Below are 17,137 nucleotides of genomic sequence, written 5' to 3' on the forward strand. Positions count from 1 at the left end.
AATCGGTTGCAAATCCTCGGGACAAGCCCGAGGATGACGGCGCGCAAATAGCTGATCGTGAGTTTAACCGGCCCCAGAGACCGCTCTCAAAGCACCCGGTAACGCCGGTTGAAATACATCAGTGCTTCGTCGCCCTCATTGATCTTCATATCGACGACATCGCAGATCAGTATATCGTGCGTGCCACCATCATGTGCCTCGCGAATGCGGCAATCGAAGGAGACGAGCGCGTCTTCCAGAACCGGCGCGCCGGTTTCGAGCACGCCCCAGCTTCCGGCAGCGAAACGTTCTTCCGCCGGTGTCTTGCCGCCGAACAGGGTGCTCAGTACCTCGTGCTTGGAAGCAAGCGTGTTGACGCAGATGACGCTATTGCCCTTCACCACATTATAAGCGGAAGAGCCGCGGTTGAGGCAGACGAGAAGCGTGGGCGGATTGTCGGAAACGCTGCAAACGGCCGTCGCTGCAAATCCCGCACGGCCTGCCACACCGTCCGTGGTGACGATGTTGACTGCCGCACCGAGCCGCGCCATGGCGTTTCTATAATCGAGGCTGCGTTCCTGTGCAGTCTTCGTCTCCATTTCCGCTTCCTTTTCAAGAGACATCATCCGCATCTAAACCATCCTTCCTTAACAGGGCCTCAAGCCAGAACACAGGCGTCTTCGAACGCAAGTCGCGGCAGGCGTCCGAACAGCTTCGACGGATCGCCGTAACCAAGATTGATGAGGAAATTGGATTTCCACGTGGTACCCGCAAAAAATGCCGCATCCACCTTGCCCTTGTCGAAACCGGACATGGCTCCGGTATCAAGCCCGAGCGCGCGGGCGGCAAGAATGAGATAACCGGCTTGCAGCGTGGCATTGCGGAATGCCGTTTCCTCGGCCATCGCCGCACTGGACGTGAACCAGGAACGCGCATCGGCATGGGGAAACAGCACCGGCAATTTCTCGTAAAATTCGCTGTCGATGGCAGCGATGACAGTGACGGGTGCTGCCATGGTCTTTTCCAGATTGCCCGAAGAAAGCGCCGGCCTCAATTTTTCCTTGGCTTCCGGGCTGCGCACGAACACAAAACGCGCCGGCGAGCAATTGGCCGAGGTCGGCCCCATCTTCGTCAGGTCATAAAGCGCTATCAGCGTCTCATCGCCGATCGGCTTGTCCGTCCAGCCATTGTGGGTGCGGGCCTCGGTGAAAAGTGTTGCCAATGCAGCGTCGTCCAATGCTCTCGTCATTTTACTCTCAAATCCCGTCAGAATGTTTGTGTTGCCGGTAGCAGAAACTGCAAAAGCCGCGCGTTGAAAAGGTCAGAATCGGTGATATTGACTGCATGCGCTCCGAAATCGAGAAGGCAAAGCTCGCTTTGCGGCAAACCCTCCGCAAGACGCAGCGAACGGGTATAGGGCACCAGAAGATCGTCCTTGGTTGCCACCACCAGAACCGGATTGCCGATCTCGCCGAGGCGGGCGTCGACATCAAAGGCCCTGAGCGCCGCGATGCGCCGAAGCACATTCGTCTTGCCCTGAAAATGCGCGACGCCATGCGCATCGTCCCCTGCCAGCCGCTCCTGATGCTCTGACATCCAGGCCGCAGGATAAAGAAACAGCGGCTGGGCTTTCACGAAAGCCTCGACACCGGATTTTTCCAGAAGCTCGATCCGCACATCGAAGCAGCGCCCGGAATGCGGATCGGCCTTGCTCCAGGCATTGATAAGAACAAGCCTGTCGATGAGGCCGGGCTTGCGAAGGGCGATATCGAGTCCGATCAGACCGCCAAGCGCATGGCCCATGAAGTGAAATTTTTCGAGGTTCAGTGCCGAGACGATCTCCAGCACATCATCGGCCATCGCCGATATGCCGCCATCTGCCGGCACCTCGCCGCCGGTCCGGCCAGTTCCGCGATGGTCATAGGTAACGATCCGGAAATGGCTTGAAAGGGCCTCGATCTGCGGCGCCCAATAGGCGCCCGATCCACCCAGTCCCGATGACAGCAGGATAGTGGGCGCCTCAGGCTCGGCCCGGCCATGAACCTCGAAATGCATCATTTTGCCGTTTCGCCTTATTTACCGATATGGGCGACGGTGGCGATTTCCACCAGCGCGTCAGGCTTTACGAGGCCGCACTGGATGCAATACCGCGCTGGCTTGTCGCCGGGGAAATATTCGGCATAAACCGTGTTCACGGCCTGATAATTCGCCCAGTCGGTGATGAAGATGTGGTTCATCGTTACGTCCTCCATCGTGCCGCCGGCGGTCTCAATAACGGATTTGATGGTTTCCAGAACATGGCGCGTCTGGGCGCTGGCATCGCCCACATGCACGACATTATTGTCCTTGTCGAATGGCAGCGTGCCGGAAACGTAAACCACGCCATCGGCAAGGGTTCCCGGCGAAAAAGGGGCGATGGGTTTGCTTGTACCGGCAGGCACGACGATCTTCTTCGGCATTTCATTCTCCTCTTTGTGTTTGGGGATCAATCCCTGACGGGTGCGGCCTGCGAGATGACGCCGCAGAAATCATTGACGGTCGCGACCCAGCCGAAAAATTTCTCGACATTGTAGACCGTCGCCTGCTGGATATAGTCCGGGCCCAGATGATGCGTCGCATCTTCCAGCATCACCCCGAAATATTCGAGATGGAAGGCATCGCGCAGCGAGCTTTCCACGCAGACATTGGTGGCGATGCCGACGAAGACCAGATTGCGGATGCCACGGGCACGCAGCACGCTGTCCATATTGGTGTTGAAGAAGCCGCTATAACGCGTCTTCGGCACCAAGATATCGCCGGGCTGGGGCTGCAACTCGTCAACGATGGCATAGTCCCATGTGCCCTTGGCCAGTAGCTGGCCCTGCAATTCAGGCCTTTTGCGCATTGTTTTCAGCGCGTTGGACTTGTGCCAGTTGGGCGAACCCGGCCCACCGGCCTCGACATAGTCCTTGTCCCAGCCATTCTGGAAATAGATGACCTGAACACCTGCTGCCCGCGCTGCATCCAGCGTCTTCTTGATGTTGGCGATGGTGCCCTTCGCGCCGGAAATGTCGAACCCGGCAAGATCGACATAACCGCCCTCGGTCGAATAGGCGTTCTGCATATCGACCACGACAACGGCGGTCTCGCTGGGCTTGAGGGTAATCGGCTCTGGCCTTGCGGGAAGTGTGACACTTTCCGAACGGCTTTCCGGCCCCTTGTAACCCGCCACGACGGCTTCACTCATTCCGCTGCCTCCAGTTCGGCCAGCACATGCTGGCGGCTCTTCATCAGCGGCTGTACATATTTGCCGAATTTTTCGACGCCTTCGAGAAAATCGTCAAAGGTCAGCATCACGCCGCCCGTTCCCGGCACTTCGCTCATTTCATCCAGCATCGCCGCCACTTCCTCATAGGAGCCAATCAGCGTTCCCATGTTGATGTTGACCGCCGAGACGGGATTGGACATGTGCCGGACATTGGTGTCGGAGCCGGACTTGGTGTCGACAGAACTCTGCAGGCCGAGCCACTTGATCGCGTCTTCATCCGCGCCCGCCTTGTAATGCTCCCACTTCGCCCAGGCATCCTCGGATTTTTCTTCCGCGAGGATCATGGTCAGCACGACGGATTTAACCTCGCGACCGGACTTTTCCGTTGCCGCCAGAAGTCGCTCATTGGTGGGTGCAAAAGCCTTTGGCGTGTTGACGCCGACGCCGAAGCAGAAGCTGTAATCGGCGAATTTGGCAGAGAACGCCATGCCGGAATTGGAGGAACCGGCGCAGATGAGCTTCACATCCCCCTGCGGCACCGGCTTCATGCGGCAATCATCCATCTGGAAGAACTTGCCCTTGAAGTCCGACTGCCCTTCCGTCAACAGCTCTTTCAGCACGGAGGTATATTCGCCGAGATATTCATAGCGATCACCGAAATAATCGTCGCCCGGCCAAAGCCCCATCTGGCTGTATTCAGGACGCTGCCAGCCGGTAATCAGGTTGATGCCGAAACGCCCGCCGGAAATGGAATCGATCGTCGTCGCCATGCGCGCAACGATGGCCGGCGGCATGACAAGCGTGGCGGCGGTGCCGAACAGCTTGATCTTGGAGGTAACGGCGGCGAGGCCCGCCATCAGGGTGAAGGATTCCAGATTATAATCCCAGAACTCGGTCTTGCCGCCAAAGCCGCGCAGCTTGATCATCGACAGTGCGAAATCGAAACCGTATTTTTCCGCCTTCAGCGTGATTTCCTTGTTCAGGTCGAAGCTTGGCTTGTATTGCGGCGCGTTCTCGGAAAGGAGCCACCCATTGTTCCCGATCGGTATAAAAACACCAACTTCCATTTTGCTGTTCCCTTTTTTGGCATCAGGCGTTTTCCTGATTTGAAGAAAGAGTAGCAGGTTCCGTGCCAGACGAAAAAAAATAATTTTATCAATTGGATAATTTTTAGAGGCGAATTTATTTTTACCAAAAGATAAAAATTTTATCATTTGGTAAATTAATATGCCTGTTTATTCGGCAAATATCGAACGCAATGTGCGGGAAATGAGAGGCTCTTGCAACGGTTGTGGAGCGTTGCACGACATCCGAAAACCACTCCTCCGTCATGCCGCACTTGTTCCTGTATCCAGCCGCGGCGTGTCTGCGCCATGAATAGAGTCTCACGCGATCAAGTGCTTGATCGCACTAGACCCCGGACCAAGTCCGGGGTGGCGGCGTGAAGATGCTAAGACGGGGTCAACACGAATGCGTAACGAGGCATTTCAAGCGCTGTGAAGACAACCAGCGACAAGCTATGCCAAAACTTCAACCGAGGCGTTGCTGCGCGTAAGCATGCACGGCCCGGAAGGCGGCTTCGGCGCCGGCGACGACCCGCTCCTCTTCTTCGACGGTCAGCGAAATTTCATCGAGCGCGGTCGTGAAGGTACGCCAATGCAGGCCCCGCCCTTCCGGAGCGCCGGCCAGATGGCGCGCGCCGAATTCTTCGGTGAGGCCAATCTTGGCTGCGTCTTTCAGAAGGAAAGCCGCGCCGAGGTTCGAGCCTTCGACCACATAAAGCCAGCCCATGGCCTCAGGCAGATCGAACGGCGTTTCGCTGGTAAAGCGCGGCTCGTTTGTTTCGGGAATGGCGTGTCCCAGATCGGCAAGGTCCTGCTCGATCATGGAGAGACGGCGACGACCCTTAAGATCAGGCAGCAGGCCATCAAGCGTTTCATTGGAGAAAAACGCATCGAGATCGCGATGGAAAAGATATTGCGTTTCCACGAATTTGCCGAAGTTCTCCCGGCTCTCGAACGGCTTGGCTGCCATGATGAAAGTATCGAGACTACCATGCGCGCCACGCGTGGCAGCCCTCAGGCGCTTCACGCGGCTCTGCTCGATCTCTTCCACAGGCGCTGATGGCTCCACAATGGTCATGACGCTTCCCTTTATCCCATATTAAGATTGCCTGATAAAAATCTTTACTTAAACAGTCAAATTTTATTTTAGCATTTTTCCGGTGCATCGCTAAAAAATGGCATTCGCGTAAACCGGTGTAAACATTCCATGCCCCACCGGGCGCAACACAGATCCTGAGGCAGCTTCCGAAGCCCATTCTCCCCATTTCCACCGTCCGAACAATCATCCTGCAATTACCGCTTTACAACTAACATGTCAGTGTGCCATCAATCTGCAGCCATCTTGGAGGAGCATCTTAATTGACCCAGAAATTCGGCCTTTCGGCAGCACTGACGACCCCTTTCAAAACTGACGGAACCGTCGATACAGACGCCATGATCGCGCATGCCCGCCGCTGCCTTGCAAATGGTTGCGACAGCGTGACACTCTTCGGCACCACCGGCGAGGGGTGCTCCGTCGGCAGCCGCGAACGGCAGGTCATTCTCTCCCGCTTCATCGAGGCAGGCATTGCGCCTTCCCGTCTGGTCACCGGCGTTCTCGTGGATTCCATCGAGGATGCGGCCGACCAATCCGCCGAGGCCCTGAACGCAGGTGCCCGCAACATTCTTCTCGCCCCGCCCTCCTATTTCAAGAATGTCAGCGATGACGGCCTGTTTGCCTGGTTCTCGGCGGTTTTCGAAAAGATCGGCAAGGGCGCGCGCGACATTCTCGTCTACAACATCCCTTCCGTGACCATGGTAACACTGTCGGTCGAACTGGTGGGGCGGCTGAGACAAGCGTTTCCGGGCATCGTCACCGGCGTGAAGGACTCCTCAGGCAACTGGAGCCACACAGAGCGCCTGCTGAAAGAACACGGCGATCTCGCCATTCTGATCGGCGATGAGCGCGATCTGGCCAAGGGCGTTCGCCTGGGCGGTCAGGGAGCCATCTCCGGCGTTGCCAATTTCCTGACGCAGGAAGTCCGCGCCATGGCCGTTGACGGCAAGGACGACGCGCGCATTGTCGATCTTGTTGTGGAACTTCTGAAATTTCCGGTTACGCCCGCCGTCAAGGTGCTGGTATCACACACGACAGGGGAAAATATCTGGTCTGACGTGCGCGCGCCGCTCGTTGCCATTTCACCGGAGGGCCGGCGGCAGATCGAAGGCGCATTCGACGCGCTGTTTCGCAAACAGGCCGCCTGAACAGACCTTGAAAGGTTGAGCATGGACGATACCGGCGAGCAGACATTGCGGGAACGGGCGTATGAAAGCTTTACGCATCACCTTCTCTCGCGCGACGTTCGCCCGGGGCAATTCATCTCGCAACGCCGCCTCGTGGAATTGACGGGTCTGCCGCTGGGCGCGATCCGGGAAGCAATTCCGAGGCTGGAGGCGGAAGGTCTGATCAAGACCGTGCCGCAGCGGGGATTGCAGGTCGCCCATATCGACATCAACCTCATCCGCGAGGCGTTCCAGTTCCGGATCTTTCTCGAGAAGGAGGCCGTGGCGCTCTTTACGCGTTCGGCCTCGGACGAGACCATCGCCAAGCTGTTGAAACAGCACCGCGATATCGTCGAGGCGACGGAAAACGGTGGGGAATCGCCGGAGCTGGACCATCACGCGCAGCAGGTGGACTGGGGCATGCACGACGCCTTCATCGATAGTCTCGGCAATTCGATCATCTCGAACGCCTACAGGGTCAATTCCATCAAGACGCGCCTCATCAATCAGGAGCGCTTTCGCATCGCAGGCCACGTCAAATCGGTGATGAAAGAACACCTCGCCATCCTCGAAGCCATTGAGAAGCGATCCGTCGAAGACGCCGTGGAGCGGCTGACCGCCCATATCCGCAACGCAAGGGACAGGGCGCTGGCAGTATAGGGCAATTCCGGTAGGGCAGAAGAAAGGTCCTGGCCGGAATTGCATGAAAATAAGCAACAAGCCGGAGGTGAGGAGAATTTCCGGCTAACTGGAGGAGAACTGACATGACGCATTCATTGCTCAACCCAACGCGTCGCGCCTTTCTGGCAGGCACGGCAGCGATCGGTGGCAGCGCGGTGCTCGGCATCCGCCCCGCATCGGCGGCGGTGAACTGGAAAAAACACGCCGGCACCACGCTTGAAGTCAACCTGGTCAAAAGCCCGCGCAGCGAAACGCTGATCAAATATCTGGGCGAATTCGAGGAACTGACCGGCATCAAGGTCAATGCCGAAGCAACGCCTGAACAGCAGCAGCGCCAGAAGGTGGTAATCGAGCTTTCCTCCGGCAAGCCGAGCTTCGACGTTGTGCATCTGAGCTACCACGTGCAGAAGCGGCAGTTCGAAAAGGGCAAGTGGCTGGCCGATATCAGCGGCTTCCTGAAAGACCCGTCGCTGACCGATCCGTCCCTCGTCGAAAAGGATTTCGCCGAAGCCGGCATGCTGTTTGCCAAGGATAGCGACGGCGTGCTGCGCTCGCTGCCATTCTCGGTGGATTACTGGATCGTCTACTGGAACAAGGAACTCTTCGAAGCCAAGGGCCTGAAATACCCTGAGACCTTCGAGGAACTGGTGACGGCAGCGGAAAAGATCACCGATCCCGCAACCAACACCTACGGTTTCGTCGCCCGCGGCCTGAAGAACGCCAATACCCCGGTCTGGACTTCGTTGATGCTGGGTTACGGCGCAAAGCCGATCGGCGTGGACGGCAAGATCGACACCGAATCCAAGGAAGCGGTCGAGGCAGCGAAACTCTATCAACGCCTGATGACCAAAGCCGCCCCTCCCGGCGTCTCCGGCTTCAACTGGGCGGAAGCGCAGTCTGCCTTCCTTCAGGGTAAGATCGGCATGTGGTTCGATGGCGTCGGTTTCGCACCGCCGATCGAAAACCCGGAAAAATCCCGCGTTGTCGGCAAGGTCGGTTACGGTGTCATGCCGAAGGGCCCGGCAGTACAGGCGGCCGGCACCTTCGGCGATGGCCTTGGTGTCGTCGAAGCCAGCAGCAAGAAGGAAGCAGCCTACCTCTTCTGCCAATGGGCGATTTCGCACGACATGGGCGCGCGCCTGTTGCAGGCGGGTGCAGGCGTTCCGTTCCGCCAGTCCATCCTCGAAGACCAGAAGGTGCGTGAAGGCGTGAAGATGCCGGCCGCATGGCTGGATGCGGTTGTCGGTTCCGGCAAGGTCTCGCAGCTTGCCCTGCCGGTCATCATTCCGGTCACGGAATTCCGCGACATCTATGGCGTCGGCCTCACCAACATGATCGGCGGCGCCGACGCGGCAGCTGAGCTGAAAAAAGCGACGGAACAGTTCGCACCCGTTCTGGCGCGTAGCGAGGGATAATGGCCTCCGTGAGCATCGAAAACACCAAAACAGGCGTCAGCCGGAAAGAAGGGAGCAGGCCCGCAAGGCATGCTCCCAACTACTGGCCTTTCGTCATACCGGCACTTGTCGTCATCTCGGCGGTTATCGTTTTTCCGTGGGTCTTCACCCTGTGGATGAGCGTGCATCGCTGGACGCTCGGACAGGAACAGAGCTTTATCGGTTTCGATAACTATATAAGGCTCGCAAGCGACATGAGGTTCTGGGAGTCGCTCTGGCACACCCTCATCTATACCGTGCTGTCGGTCGTCGCTCCGCTGTTTCTGGGAACATTGGCGGCGCTGGTTTTCGATGCGCAGTTTCCGCTGCGCGGTTTTCTGCGTGGCGTCTTCGTGATGCCGATGATGGCGACCCCGGTCGCCATCGCGCTCGTCTGGACCATGATGTTCCACCCGCAGCTCGGCGTTCTGAACTATCTCCTGTCCCTCATCGGCATCGGGCCGCTGGAATGGATCTACAACCAGTCCACCGTCATCCCCTCCCTGGTGCTGGTAGAAACCTGGCAATGGACACCGCTCGTCATGCTGATTGTGCTCGGCGGACTGGCTGCAGTACCCCGCGAACCCTATGAGAGCGCCGAAATCGATGGTGCCAACGCCTGGCAGAAGTTTCGTTACCTGACCATGCCAATGATCGCGCCGTTCCTCATGATCGCCGTCATCATCCGCTCCATCGATGCCGTCAAAAGCTTCGACATCATCTACGCGATGACGCAGGGCGGCCCCGGCACGGCCTCGGAAACCATCAACATCTACCTCTACAACACGGCGTTTTCCTACTACGACATCGGCTACGGCTCGGCCATGGCCGTCGTCTTCTTCATCATCATCGTGGCGCTGTCCTTTGTGCTTTTGATGGTGCGCCAGCGTGCGCAATGGAACGAGATGGAGGATCGCTGATGGCTCGCCAATTGCTTAAACGTAAAAACCTCGACCGCATCGGCCTGTTTTTCGTGGCGCTGGTGATGATTTCGCCTGTCATCCTGTTCTTCATCTGGATGATTTCGCTATCGCTGAAATATGAAATCGACAACGGCGCCTATCCGCCGATACTCATCCCCGAGCGTTTCGCATGGTCGAACTATGTGAAGGTGTTCGAGGAGAATAATTTCTTCCTCTATTTCTGGAATTCGGTCCTCGTCACCGGTGCTGCCACCATTCTGGCGCTGGTGATCGGCGTGCCTGCCGGTTACGGCATCGCCCGGTTGAAGGCGGAAAAGTCGGCTGTCGTCATCATGATCGCTCGCATGACGCCCGGCCTCTCCTTCCTCATTCCGCTATTCCTGCTGTTCCAATGGCTGAACCTACTCGGCACGCTCTGGCCGCAGATCATCATCCATCTCGTGGTGACGGTTCCGATCGTGGTCTGGATCATGATCGGTTATTTCGAAACCACGCCGAAGGAGCTGGAAGAAGCGGCAAGCATCGATGGCGCGTCCTCCTGGCAGGTGTTCCGGCTGGTGGCGTTGCCGATTGCCAAACCCGGCATCGTCGTCTCCTTCATTCTGGCGGTCATCTTCTCGTGGAACAACTTCGTCTTCGGCATCGTGCTGGCCAGCCGTGAAACGCGCACCCTGCCGGTGGCGGTCTACAACATGCTCTCCTTCGAACAGGTGAGCTGGGGACCACTTGCCGCAGCCGCGCTGATCGTGACGCTGCCGGTACTGCTGCTCACCATGTTCGCGCAGAAACAGATCGTGGCGGGTCTTACCGCCGGCGCCGTCAAGGGCGGCTGAACCAACAAATTAGAAATACGGGAACATCCATATGGCACCGGTCAATATTCTAAACGTCCAGAAGCGCTTCGGCGCGGTCAACATCATCCACGGCATCGATATCGATATCAAGGATGGCGAATTCGTCGTGCTGGTCGGCCCGTCCGGCTGCGGCAAATCCACCCTGCTGCGCATGATTGCGGGCCTGGAAGAAGTAAGCGACGGCGAAATCCACATCGGCACGCGCGAGGTCAGCAACCTGCCTGCCCGTGACCGCGATATCGCCATGGTCTTCCAGAACTACGCCCTTTATCCGCACATGACGGTGAAGGATAATATGGGTTTCGCGCTGAAGCTGAAGAAGGTGAGCGCCGACGAAACCAAGGCCAAGGTCGACAAGGCTGCCGCCATTCTGGGGCTGGACAAGCTGCTCGACCGTTATCCGCGCCAGCTTTCCGGCGGCCAGCGCCAGCGTGTGGCCATGGGCCGCGCACTGGTGCGCGATCCGCAGGTCTTCCTGTTCGATGAGCCGCTTTCCAACCTCGACGCCAAGCTGCGCGTGCAGATGCGCGGCGAGATCAAGGCCATGCACCAGCGCATTGGCACCACCACCATCTACGTCACCCACGACCAGGTGGAAGCCATGACCATGGCCGACAAGATCGTGGTGCTGCATGATGGCGTGATCGAGCAGATCGGCGCACCGCTCGAGCTTTACGACCGCCCGGCCAACCTCTTCGTTGCCGGTTTCATCGGTTCGCCTGCGATGAACTTCATTCGGGGACGCGTTGAAGAAGGCGTGTTCCGCACCGTGAAGGGCTTAAGCCTTCCCCTGCCCGCCAACAGCGACATTGCCGCACTGGGCGGCCGCGACCTCGTCTACGGCGTGCGCCCGGAACATATCCGTGCAGCAAGCGGCGGCATTGAAGGCCGGGTCGAACTGGTCGAAGGCACAGGCTCGGAAATCTATGCCAAGCTGAACTGCAAGGGCGACGAGATCGCCTGCCTGTTCCGCGAGCGGCTGGACGTGCGGTTCGGCGATACGATCCATATCGCCATCGACCCGGAAATGGTGCACCTTTTCGACAAGGCAACCGGCAAGCGCATCTAAGGCGCATGACGAGTAAAATTGCGTAAGACAAAGACATAGGGTGACGGGCATGGACAGCCAACACGAGAGCCGCAAACATGTGCTGTGCGTGGGTGCAGCCGTGCTTGACACCCTGTTTCGCGTCCATGACATGCCAAAGGGCGAAGGCAAGGTCCTGCCTTACGAAATGTTGCAGATCGCCGAGGGCATGGCATCCAGCGCAGCCTATGCGGTGCACCGCATGGGTGGGCGCGCCAGCCTTTGGGGTGCGGTGGGCGACGACGAGACCGGAACCCGCATCCTGCGCGATCTCGCCGAAAGCGGTATCGACACCACAGGCATGACAGTCGCCGCCGGCGCACGCTCCGCACTCTCCACGATCATTATCGATGATCGCGGCGAAAGGCTGATCGTCCCTTTTTATGATCACAGGCTGCACGAAAAGAAGCGCTCCTGCACACCAGCGGACCTCGCCGCTTACGACGCCGTGCTGGTGGATGTGCGCTGGCCGGAACTGGCGCTCGATGTTCTTGATGTGGCACGCGCGCTCGGCAAACACGCCATTCTGGATGGAGACGTCGCGCCGGTCGAAACCCTCGAAAAGCTCGCACCCGCCGCGACCCACATCGTTTTTTCCGAACCCGCCGCCGCCCGGCTGACGGGACTTGAAACGGTAAAAGACATGCTGCCGGTACTGCACGCCCGCTACCCGCAGACTTTCATCGCCGTCACCGCCGGACCGGCAGGCTGCTACTGGACAGAAGCTGGCGATCCCACTGTGCATTTTCAGGAAACGATGCAGGTCAAGGCGGTGGATACGCTGGCGGCAGGCGATATTTTCCACGGCACCTTTGCGCTTGCCATAGCCGAAGGCATGGAAAGCCGTGCGGCCATCCGGCTCTCCTCCGTTGCGGCTGCCCTGAAATGCACAGTCTTCGGTGGCCGCATCGGCGCGCCCACGAGAGCAGAGGCCGAAGCGGCCATGCGCCAATGGCTGGAAGACGGGCACGGCCACGCACTTCGCGCCTCCTGAGCGCATACGTTGTCCGCATAAAACTATTCCATTTTTGCGATGCCGTTTCGCGGCGAACTAGGCTAACGTTCGGACAGGCAAAGCTTTTCGGAGGCTTCGCTCGCCCTGATGTCAGCCTTAAATTCCGCAAAAGCGATCGACCCGATGCATGAGACGACCCGCCCGAGACTGCGCGATATCGGCTATAAGCCGGGCCGGTTCCAGACTGGCGCGCTCAACGCCATTACCGATGTCGAAGGTGTGCTTGTCGGCCACTCCACCGTGATCGAAGGCGATACGGTACGCACAGGCGCGACCGCGATACTGCCGCATGGCGGCAATATCTTCCAGGACAAGGTGCCCGCGGGTTTTGCGGTCTATAACGGCTTTGGCAAATTTGCCGGCTCGACACAGATCGAGGAACTGGGCGAACTCGAAACCCCTGTTATCCTTACCAATACGCTCGCGACCGGCAGGGCAATCGAGGCGATCAACCGCCATACGCTGTCGCAGCCGGGCAATGAAAAAGTGGTGTCCATCAATGCGGTCGTTGGAGAAACCAACGATTCCCGGCTCAACGACATCCGCGCCGGTCGCCCGACCATCGAGGAAATCTCCACCGCGCTAAAGAGCGCTGTCACAGGCCCGGTGGCCGAGGGTGGCATTGGCGCTGGAACCGGCACCGTGGCTTTCGGCATGAAGGGCGGCATCGGAACAGCATCCCGCATGGTACCGATTGCCGGAGAAACCTATACGCTCGGCATTCTCGTACAGTCCAATTACGGCGGCCATCTCCTCGTCTGTGGCAAACCCTATCTAAGCCCGGAGCACAGGGACAAGGACGGTTCCATCGTCATCATCGTCGCAACCGATGCGCCGCTGTCTTCGCGCAATCTGAAGCGTCTGGCCGCCAGAAGCTTTGGCGGCCTCTCACGCACCGGTGCGGCATTAAGCAATGGCTCCGGCGACTATGCGCTGGCATTTTCGACCAATGAGCGGCTTCGCAAAACACCTGCGCGCCGCAAGGCCGTGACCGATTTTCCTGATCTCTCAAACGACGCCATCTCGCCGCTGTTCGAGGCTGCCATTGAGGCGACAGAGGAAGCGATCCTCAATTCGCTCTGCGCGGCAACGACGACAACGGGTTTCAATGCAGCAACGGCCAAGGTCTCCACGGTCGAGGCCATTTCCATCGATACGCTTAAAACCCTTCTTTCAGCCTGACTTTTCCAGACGGAGTTTTCATGACTAGCCAACCCGGTCGCATCGTTTATCTCAACGGCGAATTCCTGCCCGAGGCGGAAGCCCGCCTTTCCATCTTCGACCGCGGCTTCCTGTTCGGCGACGGCATTTATGAAGTCACCTCCGTTCTCGAAGGCAAGCTGATCGACAGCGACCTGCACATGGCGCGGCTGGAACGCAGCGCCCGCGAAATCGACGTGCCGCTGCCGGTCACAACAAAGGAAATCGTCGAGGCCGAACGTCGCCTGATTGCCGACAACAACCTCGTCGAAGGCATGATCTACCTGCAACTGACGCGCGGCGCGGAAGACCGCAACTTCCTGTTTTCCGCCGATTTGAAGCCGACGCTGGTGATGTTCACGCAGGCCAAGAAACTCGTCGGCACCGCCGTGGAAGAGGCCGGCATAGCGGTCAAATCCGTTCCCGACCAGCGCTGGGCGCGCCGTGACATCAAGACCGTCTGCCTGCTGCCGCAGGTCATGGCAAAACGAATCGCCAAGGCTGAAGGCTGCGATGAGGCTTGGATGATCGAGGATGGTTTCGTCACCGAAGGCGCATCCTCCACCGCCTATATCATCACCGGCGACAAGAAGATCATCACCCGCGGCAACAGCAACAAGACCCTGCCCGGCTGCACCCGCCTTGCCGCCCTGCAACTGGCCAAGGAAGCCGGTTTCACACTGGAAGAACGGCCTTTCACGCTGGAAGAGGCGATGAACGCAGACGAAGCCTGCCTGACCAGCGCCTCCAACTTCGTGGTTTCGGTGACGAAGATCGACGGCAAGCCGGTGGGTGATGGCAAACCAGGCGCGATGGTGAAACGCCTGCGCGCGCTCTATCTCGAAAACGCCCACCGCACCGCGATCTGACCAGGATCAATCTTCGAGAACCGCCCATATGCGCTCGACAACGGGACGGCGGTTCTCCTTGGAGCGATAAAGCCGGATATCCACGGCAATATCGAAACTGTGATCGGCGGCACGCACCAGCGCGCCGCTATCCAGCTCGTGCCGCATCAGGCTTTCCGGCACCCAGGCAACACCCCATCCCGCCATCGCCATGGCTTTCAGCCCCACCGACATGCTGCCCTCATGCACCCGCTCGAATTTCGGCAGGCGCGCACTCAGGAGATCACGCAACAGCGGCCCGAAGAACGATGCTTTTTCGTAATCCAGATAGGCAAACGGTTTTTTCGCGCTTTCCGTCAGGCTGTGCAGCGGTGCGCCATCCTCCGCGGGGGCCGAAACGGGAATGATATTTTCCGCGCCAAGCACGCGGAATTCGAAGGTCTGTGCATCGAGCAGCATCGGCACTTCGGGGTGGGCGTAGGTCAGAAGGAAATCGCTCTGCCCGTCCACCAGCGAATTGAGGTTCTCCTCCATGCTACCGGAATCAGGCCGCAGAACCGAAAACAGCGGTCCCGCCTTCTCGTTCACCCGTTTCAGCCAGTCCGGGAAGAAGGTGAAAGACAGCGTGTGCAGCGCCGTCAGCCGCACTGTTCTGGCATCCTCACCGTCTTCCTGCAACAGGGTGCGACGGGCGTGGTAAAGCTGCTTCAGGGTTTCCTGCGCCACTGGAACGAACTTCACCCCTGCCTCGGTCAGCCGTGAGGGATAGGAAGCGCGATCGACCAGCGTCGCGCCCACCCAGGCTTCCAGCTGCTTGATCCTTCGGCTAAAAGCGGATTGCGTCACATGCCGCTCTTCCGCCGCCTTCGAAAAATTGAGCGTTCCGGCCAGCGCCAGGAAATCCTCGAGCCATTTGACTTCCAAGGGCCTGTTCTCCCACAAAGATGTTGAACCGGCCTTTAGCTGGAACAAGGGTCTTTATTAGGAGCAATAGCAGCTGATTGAAACCCTCTTATAGGCTTCTGGAAAATTCGACCATCCGCGCCCGGCTTGCCACAAGCTCTATCCGGCTGTCGCTCAATTGATTGAGGCAGATGCGCTTCGTCCACGGCCCGTCCGAGAGCGTGACGAGGAAGCGACCATTGCCGAGCGCCGTCAAAGGCATGGAGCGGCGCGTGGGGCCGATGCCCATCGTCAGCGACGAACAGGAAATCGTAAATTCCGCCCCTTCGGTAGAGCGCCAAGACCCGGAAAGCTCATCGGGCACCGCATGGTCGCCAACCGGCAGGAACCGACGAGCGGCGTGGCCTGCCTCGCCGACGATCGCATCGCCCTCGAGCCTCAGAAGCATCGGAGAGGATGCGGAGCGCGATGATACCCAGCCATCGGCATCTTCATAAAGCGTGTCGTCGCCATCGATGAAGGTCGAGGTACTGCCCTTGATCTCCAGCCACCACGGTCCGCTTTCGGTGACATAGAGACCTTCCGGCAGGCTGCCGGCGGGTTTGGGTAAAGGCAGGCCGGTCAGGGCCGCCATGCTTTCCAGCGCGATCTTGAAGCCGTTGGTATCTTCGCGGTTCGATACCACGACGAAACCCGTGCCGTTTTCCGGATCGAGAAGGAAGTACGTCTTGTAACCGGGATGCGAGCCGCCGTGACCCACGAAACGTCTGTCGCCGAGATGTGACCAGCGCAGGCCGAGACCATATTCGCTCATCCGTCCATCGGCGAGCGGCCGCTCGGTGGAAAGCCCGTCCAGAACGCCTGTAAAGCTGCCCTCGCCCCGCATCAGGCCCTGCAGCCAGCGCGTCAGCGCTTCGGCACTGCCGGCAAGACTGCCCGAAGCGGAAATATGCAGGCCTGCCGCCGAAAGCTGCCAGTTGTTCTCAGCCTTCCAGTAACCCGGCACCAATCCGTCCACCGGATCGTTCCAGACGTCCGGCGCCTTCAGGAAAACACCGAACGGACCGGCAATTTGCGCCTGCACGAAATCATCGAAACGGAAACCATGGCGCTCCAGCGCCGCCTCGACCAGACGATAACCGGTATTCGAATAGGAAACCTCGCTGCCGGCCGGAAAGTTCAGCCGGGTCAGCCGCGACAGATAGTCGAGGAGCGGGCCGGCCTTCGTTTCGGTGTAGACGGAAAGACCAAGCAGCGAGAGGCATTCGCGCGTGTCCGGCAACCCGCCGCTCATATCCAGCGCCTGCCCGACGGTGACGTCGCGGAGTGGCGATTGCAGCTCCGGCAGATGCTTGCCGAGCGGATCGTCAAGCCCGATCAGATCGGAATGGGCTAGCACCATGGCGCAGAAGGCATGTTTGGTGACGGAAGCGTAACGCACCACGCTTTTCGGCGTGAACGGCGCAAAGGTCGAAACGCTCTCAACCCCGCCCGCATGGGCAAAACGGATGCCATCGAGATCGAAACCAATCACCGCTCCGCCCGGCTCATTGCCGGCCCATTGCGAGACGAAACTCTCGGCAAGCGTTGAAGCGGCGTTCCAGTCGAATTGCTGTGACATTGTTCGGTCTCGTGTCTTCG

18 protein-coding genes are annotated in these 17,137 nt (G+C 58.9%); 9 read left to right on the forward strand and 9 right to left on the reverse strand.

Annotated elements, in window-relative coordinates; genetic code table 11:
- Positions 1-86: 86 nt before the first annotated feature.
- The 7 genes from rutF to CRP02_RS23760 form a co-directional block, all read right to left on the reverse strand.
- Positions 87-611: an NADH-dependent FMN reductase RutF gene (rutF, locus tag CRP02_RS23730; RefSeq protein WP_097172453.1), complete on the reverse strand. Its 525-nt coding sequence runs from the start codon at positions 609-611 to the stop codon at positions 87-89.
- A gap of 26 nt (positions 612-637) precedes the next feature.
- Positions 638-1,228: a malonic semialdehyde reductase gene (locus tag CRP02_RS23735; RefSeq protein WP_097172454.1), complete on the reverse strand. Its 591-nt coding sequence runs from the start codon at positions 1,226-1,228 to the stop codon at positions 638-640.
- A 17-nt stretch (positions 1,229-1,245) separates the two neighbouring features.
- Positions 1,246-2,037 carry a pyrimidine utilization protein D gene (gene rutD, locus CRP02_RS23740; RefSeq protein WP_179784115.1) on the reverse strand — a complete coding sequence of 264 codons (792 nt, stop codon included), beginning with the start codon at positions 2,035-2,037 and terminating at the stop codon, positions 1,246-1,248.
- 14 nt (positions 2,038-2,051) lie between these two features.
- Complete coding sequence (gene rutC / locus CRP02_RS23745) at positions 2,052-2,438, reverse strand: pyrimidine utilization protein C (protein ID WP_003492069.1); 387 nt, start codon at positions 2,436-2,438, stop codon at positions 2,052-2,054.
- 26 nt (positions 2,439-2,464) lie between these two features.
- On the reverse strand, positions 2,465-3,205 hold the full coding sequence (rutB, locus tag CRP02_RS23750; protein WP_003514094.1) for a pyrimidine utilization protein B: 741 nt from the start codon (positions 3,203-3,205) through the stop codon (positions 2,465-2,467).
- Entirely contained in the window at positions 3,202-4,293 is a 1,092-nt protein-coding gene (gene rutA / locus CRP02_RS23755; protein ID WP_003504013.1) for a pyrimidine utilization protein A, read from the reverse strand. The genes rutB and rutA overlap by 4 nt, the downstream gene beginning before the upstream one ends.
- A 463-nt stretch (positions 4,294-4,756) precedes the next feature.
- On the reverse strand, positions 4,757-5,368 hold the full coding sequence (locus tag CRP02_RS23760) for a biliverdin-producing heme oxygenase (protein ID WP_097172455.1): 612 nt from the start codon (positions 5,366-5,368) through the stop codon (positions 4,757-4,759).
- 281 nt (positions 5,369-5,649) lie between these two features.
- On the opposite strand from CRP02_RS23760, the gene CRP02_RS23765 reads away from it, so the two are divergent.
- From CRP02_RS23765 to CRP02_RS23805, 9 genes are all read left to right on the forward strand, one after another.
- On the forward strand, positions 5,650-6,534 hold the full coding sequence (locus CRP02_RS23765; protein ID WP_003504010.1) for a dihydrodipicolinate synthase family protein: 885 nt from the start codon (positions 5,650-5,652) through the stop codon (positions 6,532-6,534).
- A 21-nt stretch (positions 6,535-6,555) separates the two neighbouring features.
- The gene (locus tag CRP02_RS23770) at positions 6,556-7,212 is read left to right on the forward strand and encodes a GntR family transcriptional regulator (RefSeq protein WP_097172456.1); all 657 of its coding nucleotides are present in this window, start codon (positions 6,556-6,558) and stop codon (positions 7,210-7,212) included.
- A 104-nt stretch (positions 7,213-7,316) separates the two neighbouring features.
- Entirely contained in the window at positions 7,317-8,648 is a 1,332-nt protein-coding gene (locus tag CRP02_RS23775; protein WP_097172457.1) for an ABC transporter substrate-binding protein, read from the forward strand.
- The gene (locus CRP02_RS23780; RefSeq protein WP_097172458.1) at positions 8,648-9,586 is read left to right on the forward strand and encodes a carbohydrate ABC transporter permease; all 939 of its coding nucleotides are present in this window, start codon (positions 8,648-8,650) and stop codon (positions 9,584-9,586) included. The genes CRP02_RS23775 and CRP02_RS23780 overlap by 1 nt, the downstream gene beginning before the upstream one ends.
- Positions 9,586-10,422 (forward strand): carbohydrate ABC transporter permease, encoded by an 837-nt coding sequence (locus CRP02_RS23785; protein WP_003504003.1) that lies wholly within the window; start codon positions 9,586-9,588, stop codon positions 10,420-10,422. Before CRP02_RS23780 ends, CRP02_RS23785 begins: the two co-directional genes overlap by 1 nt.
- Positions 10,423-10,453: 31 nt before the next feature.
- Positions 10,454-11,512, forward strand: coding sequence for an ABC transporter ATP-binding protein (locus CRP02_RS23790; RefSeq protein WP_019565059.1), 1,059 nt, complete (start codon positions 10,454-10,456; stop codon positions 11,510-11,512).
- Positions 11,513-11,561: 49 nt separating this feature from the next.
- On the forward strand, positions 11,562-12,524 hold the full coding sequence (locus CRP02_RS23795; protein ID WP_097172459.1) for a sugar kinase: 963 nt from the start codon (positions 11,562-11,564) through the stop codon (positions 12,522-12,524).
- Positions 12,525-12,668: 144 nt separating this feature from the next.
- Positions 12,669-13,727 carry a P1 family peptidase gene (locus CRP02_RS23800; RefSeq protein ID WP_097172909.1) on the forward strand — a complete coding sequence of 353 codons (1,059 nt, stop codon included), beginning with the start codon at positions 12,669-12,671 and terminating at the stop codon, positions 13,725-13,727.
- A gap of 20 nt (positions 13,728-13,747) precedes the next feature.
- Entirely contained in the window at positions 13,748-14,614 is an 867-nt protein-coding gene (locus CRP02_RS23805) for a D-amino-acid transaminase (protein WP_097100846.1), read from the forward strand.
- Between the two features lie 6 nt (positions 14,615-14,620).
- Here CRP02_RS23805 and CRP02_RS23810 read toward each other — a convergent pair whose 3' ends face one another.
- On the reverse strand, positions 14,621-15,517 hold the full coding sequence (locus CRP02_RS23810; RefSeq protein WP_097100847.1) for a LysR substrate-binding domain-containing protein: 897 nt from the start codon (positions 15,515-15,517) through the stop codon (positions 14,621-14,623).
- A gap of 88 nt (positions 15,518-15,605) precedes the next feature.
- Positions 15,606-17,117 (reverse strand): serine hydrolase domain-containing protein, encoded by a 1,512-nt coding sequence (locus tag CRP02_RS23815; RefSeq protein WP_097172460.1) that lies wholly within the window; start codon positions 17,115-17,117, stop codon positions 15,606-15,608.
- Positions 17,118-17,137 lie beyond the last annotated feature (20 nt).

The organism is Rhizobium sp. AN5 (assembly GCF_900215255.1).
Taxonomy (GTDB): Bacteria; Pseudomonadota; Alphaproteobacteria; order Rhizobiales; family Rhizobiaceae; genus Agrobacterium; species Agrobacterium tumefaciens.

Bases quoted from the DNA above. Each gene is read 5' to 3' on its own strand.
- rutF (WP_097172453.1), bottom strand. From the start codon at position 611: ATGCGGATGATGTCTCTTGAAAAGGAAGCGGAAATGGAGACGAAGACT.
- CRP02_RS23735 (WP_097172454.1), bottom strand. From the start codon at position 1,228: ATGACGAGAGCATTGGACGACGCTGCATTGGCAACACTTTTCACCGAG.
- rutD (WP_179784115.1), bottom strand. From the start codon at position 2,037: ATGATGCATTTCGAGGTTCATGGCCGGGCCGAGCCTGAGGCGCCCACT.
- rutC (WP_003492069.1), bottom strand. From the start codon at position 2,438: ATGCCGAAGAAGATCGTCGTGCCTGCCGGTACAAGCAAACCCATCGCC.
- rutB (WP_003514094.1), bottom strand. From the start codon at position 3,205: ATGAGTGAAGCCGTCGTGGCGGGTTACAAGGGGCCGGAAAGCCGTTCG.
- rutA (WP_003504013.1), bottom strand. From the start codon at position 4,293: ATGGAAGTTGGTGTTTTTATACCGATCGGGAACAATGGGTGGCTCCTT.
- CRP02_RS23760 (WP_097172455.1), bottom strand. From the start codon at position 5,368: ATGACCATTGTGGAGCCATCAGCGCCTGTGGAAGAGATCGAGCAGAGC.
- CRP02_RS23770 (WP_097172456.1), top strand. From the start codon at position 6,556: ATGGACGATACCGGCGAGCAGACATTGCGGGAACGGGCGTATGAAAGC.
- CRP02_RS23775 (WP_097172457.1), top strand. From the start codon at position 7,317: ATGACGCATTCATTGCTCAACCCAACGCGTCGCGCCTTTCTGGCAGGC.
- CRP02_RS23780 (WP_097172458.1), top strand. From the start codon at position 8,648: ATGGCCTCCGTGAGCATCGAAAACACCAAAACAGGCGTCAGCCGGAAA.
- CRP02_RS23785 (WP_003504003.1), top strand. From the start codon at position 9,586: ATGGCTCGCCAATTGCTTAAACGTAAAAACCTCGACCGCATCGGCCTG.
- CRP02_RS23790 (WP_019565059.1), top strand. From the start codon at position 10,454: ATGGCACCGGTCAATATTCTAAACGTCCAGAAGCGCTTCGGCGCGGTC.
- CRP02_RS23795 (WP_097172459.1), top strand. From the start codon at position 11,562: ATGGACAGCCAACACGAGAGCCGCAAACATGTGCTGTGCGTGGGTGCA.
- CRP02_RS23800 (WP_097172909.1), top strand. From the start codon at position 12,669: ATGCATGAGACGACCCGCCCGAGACTGCGCGATATCGGCTATAAGCCG.
- CRP02_RS23805 (WP_097100846.1), top strand. From the start codon at position 13,748: ATGACTAGCCAACCCGGTCGCATCGTTTATCTCAACGGCGAATTCCTG.
- CRP02_RS23815 (WP_097172460.1), bottom strand. From the start codon at position 17,117: ATGTCACAGCAATTCGACTGGAACGCCGCTTCAACGCTTGCCGAGAGT.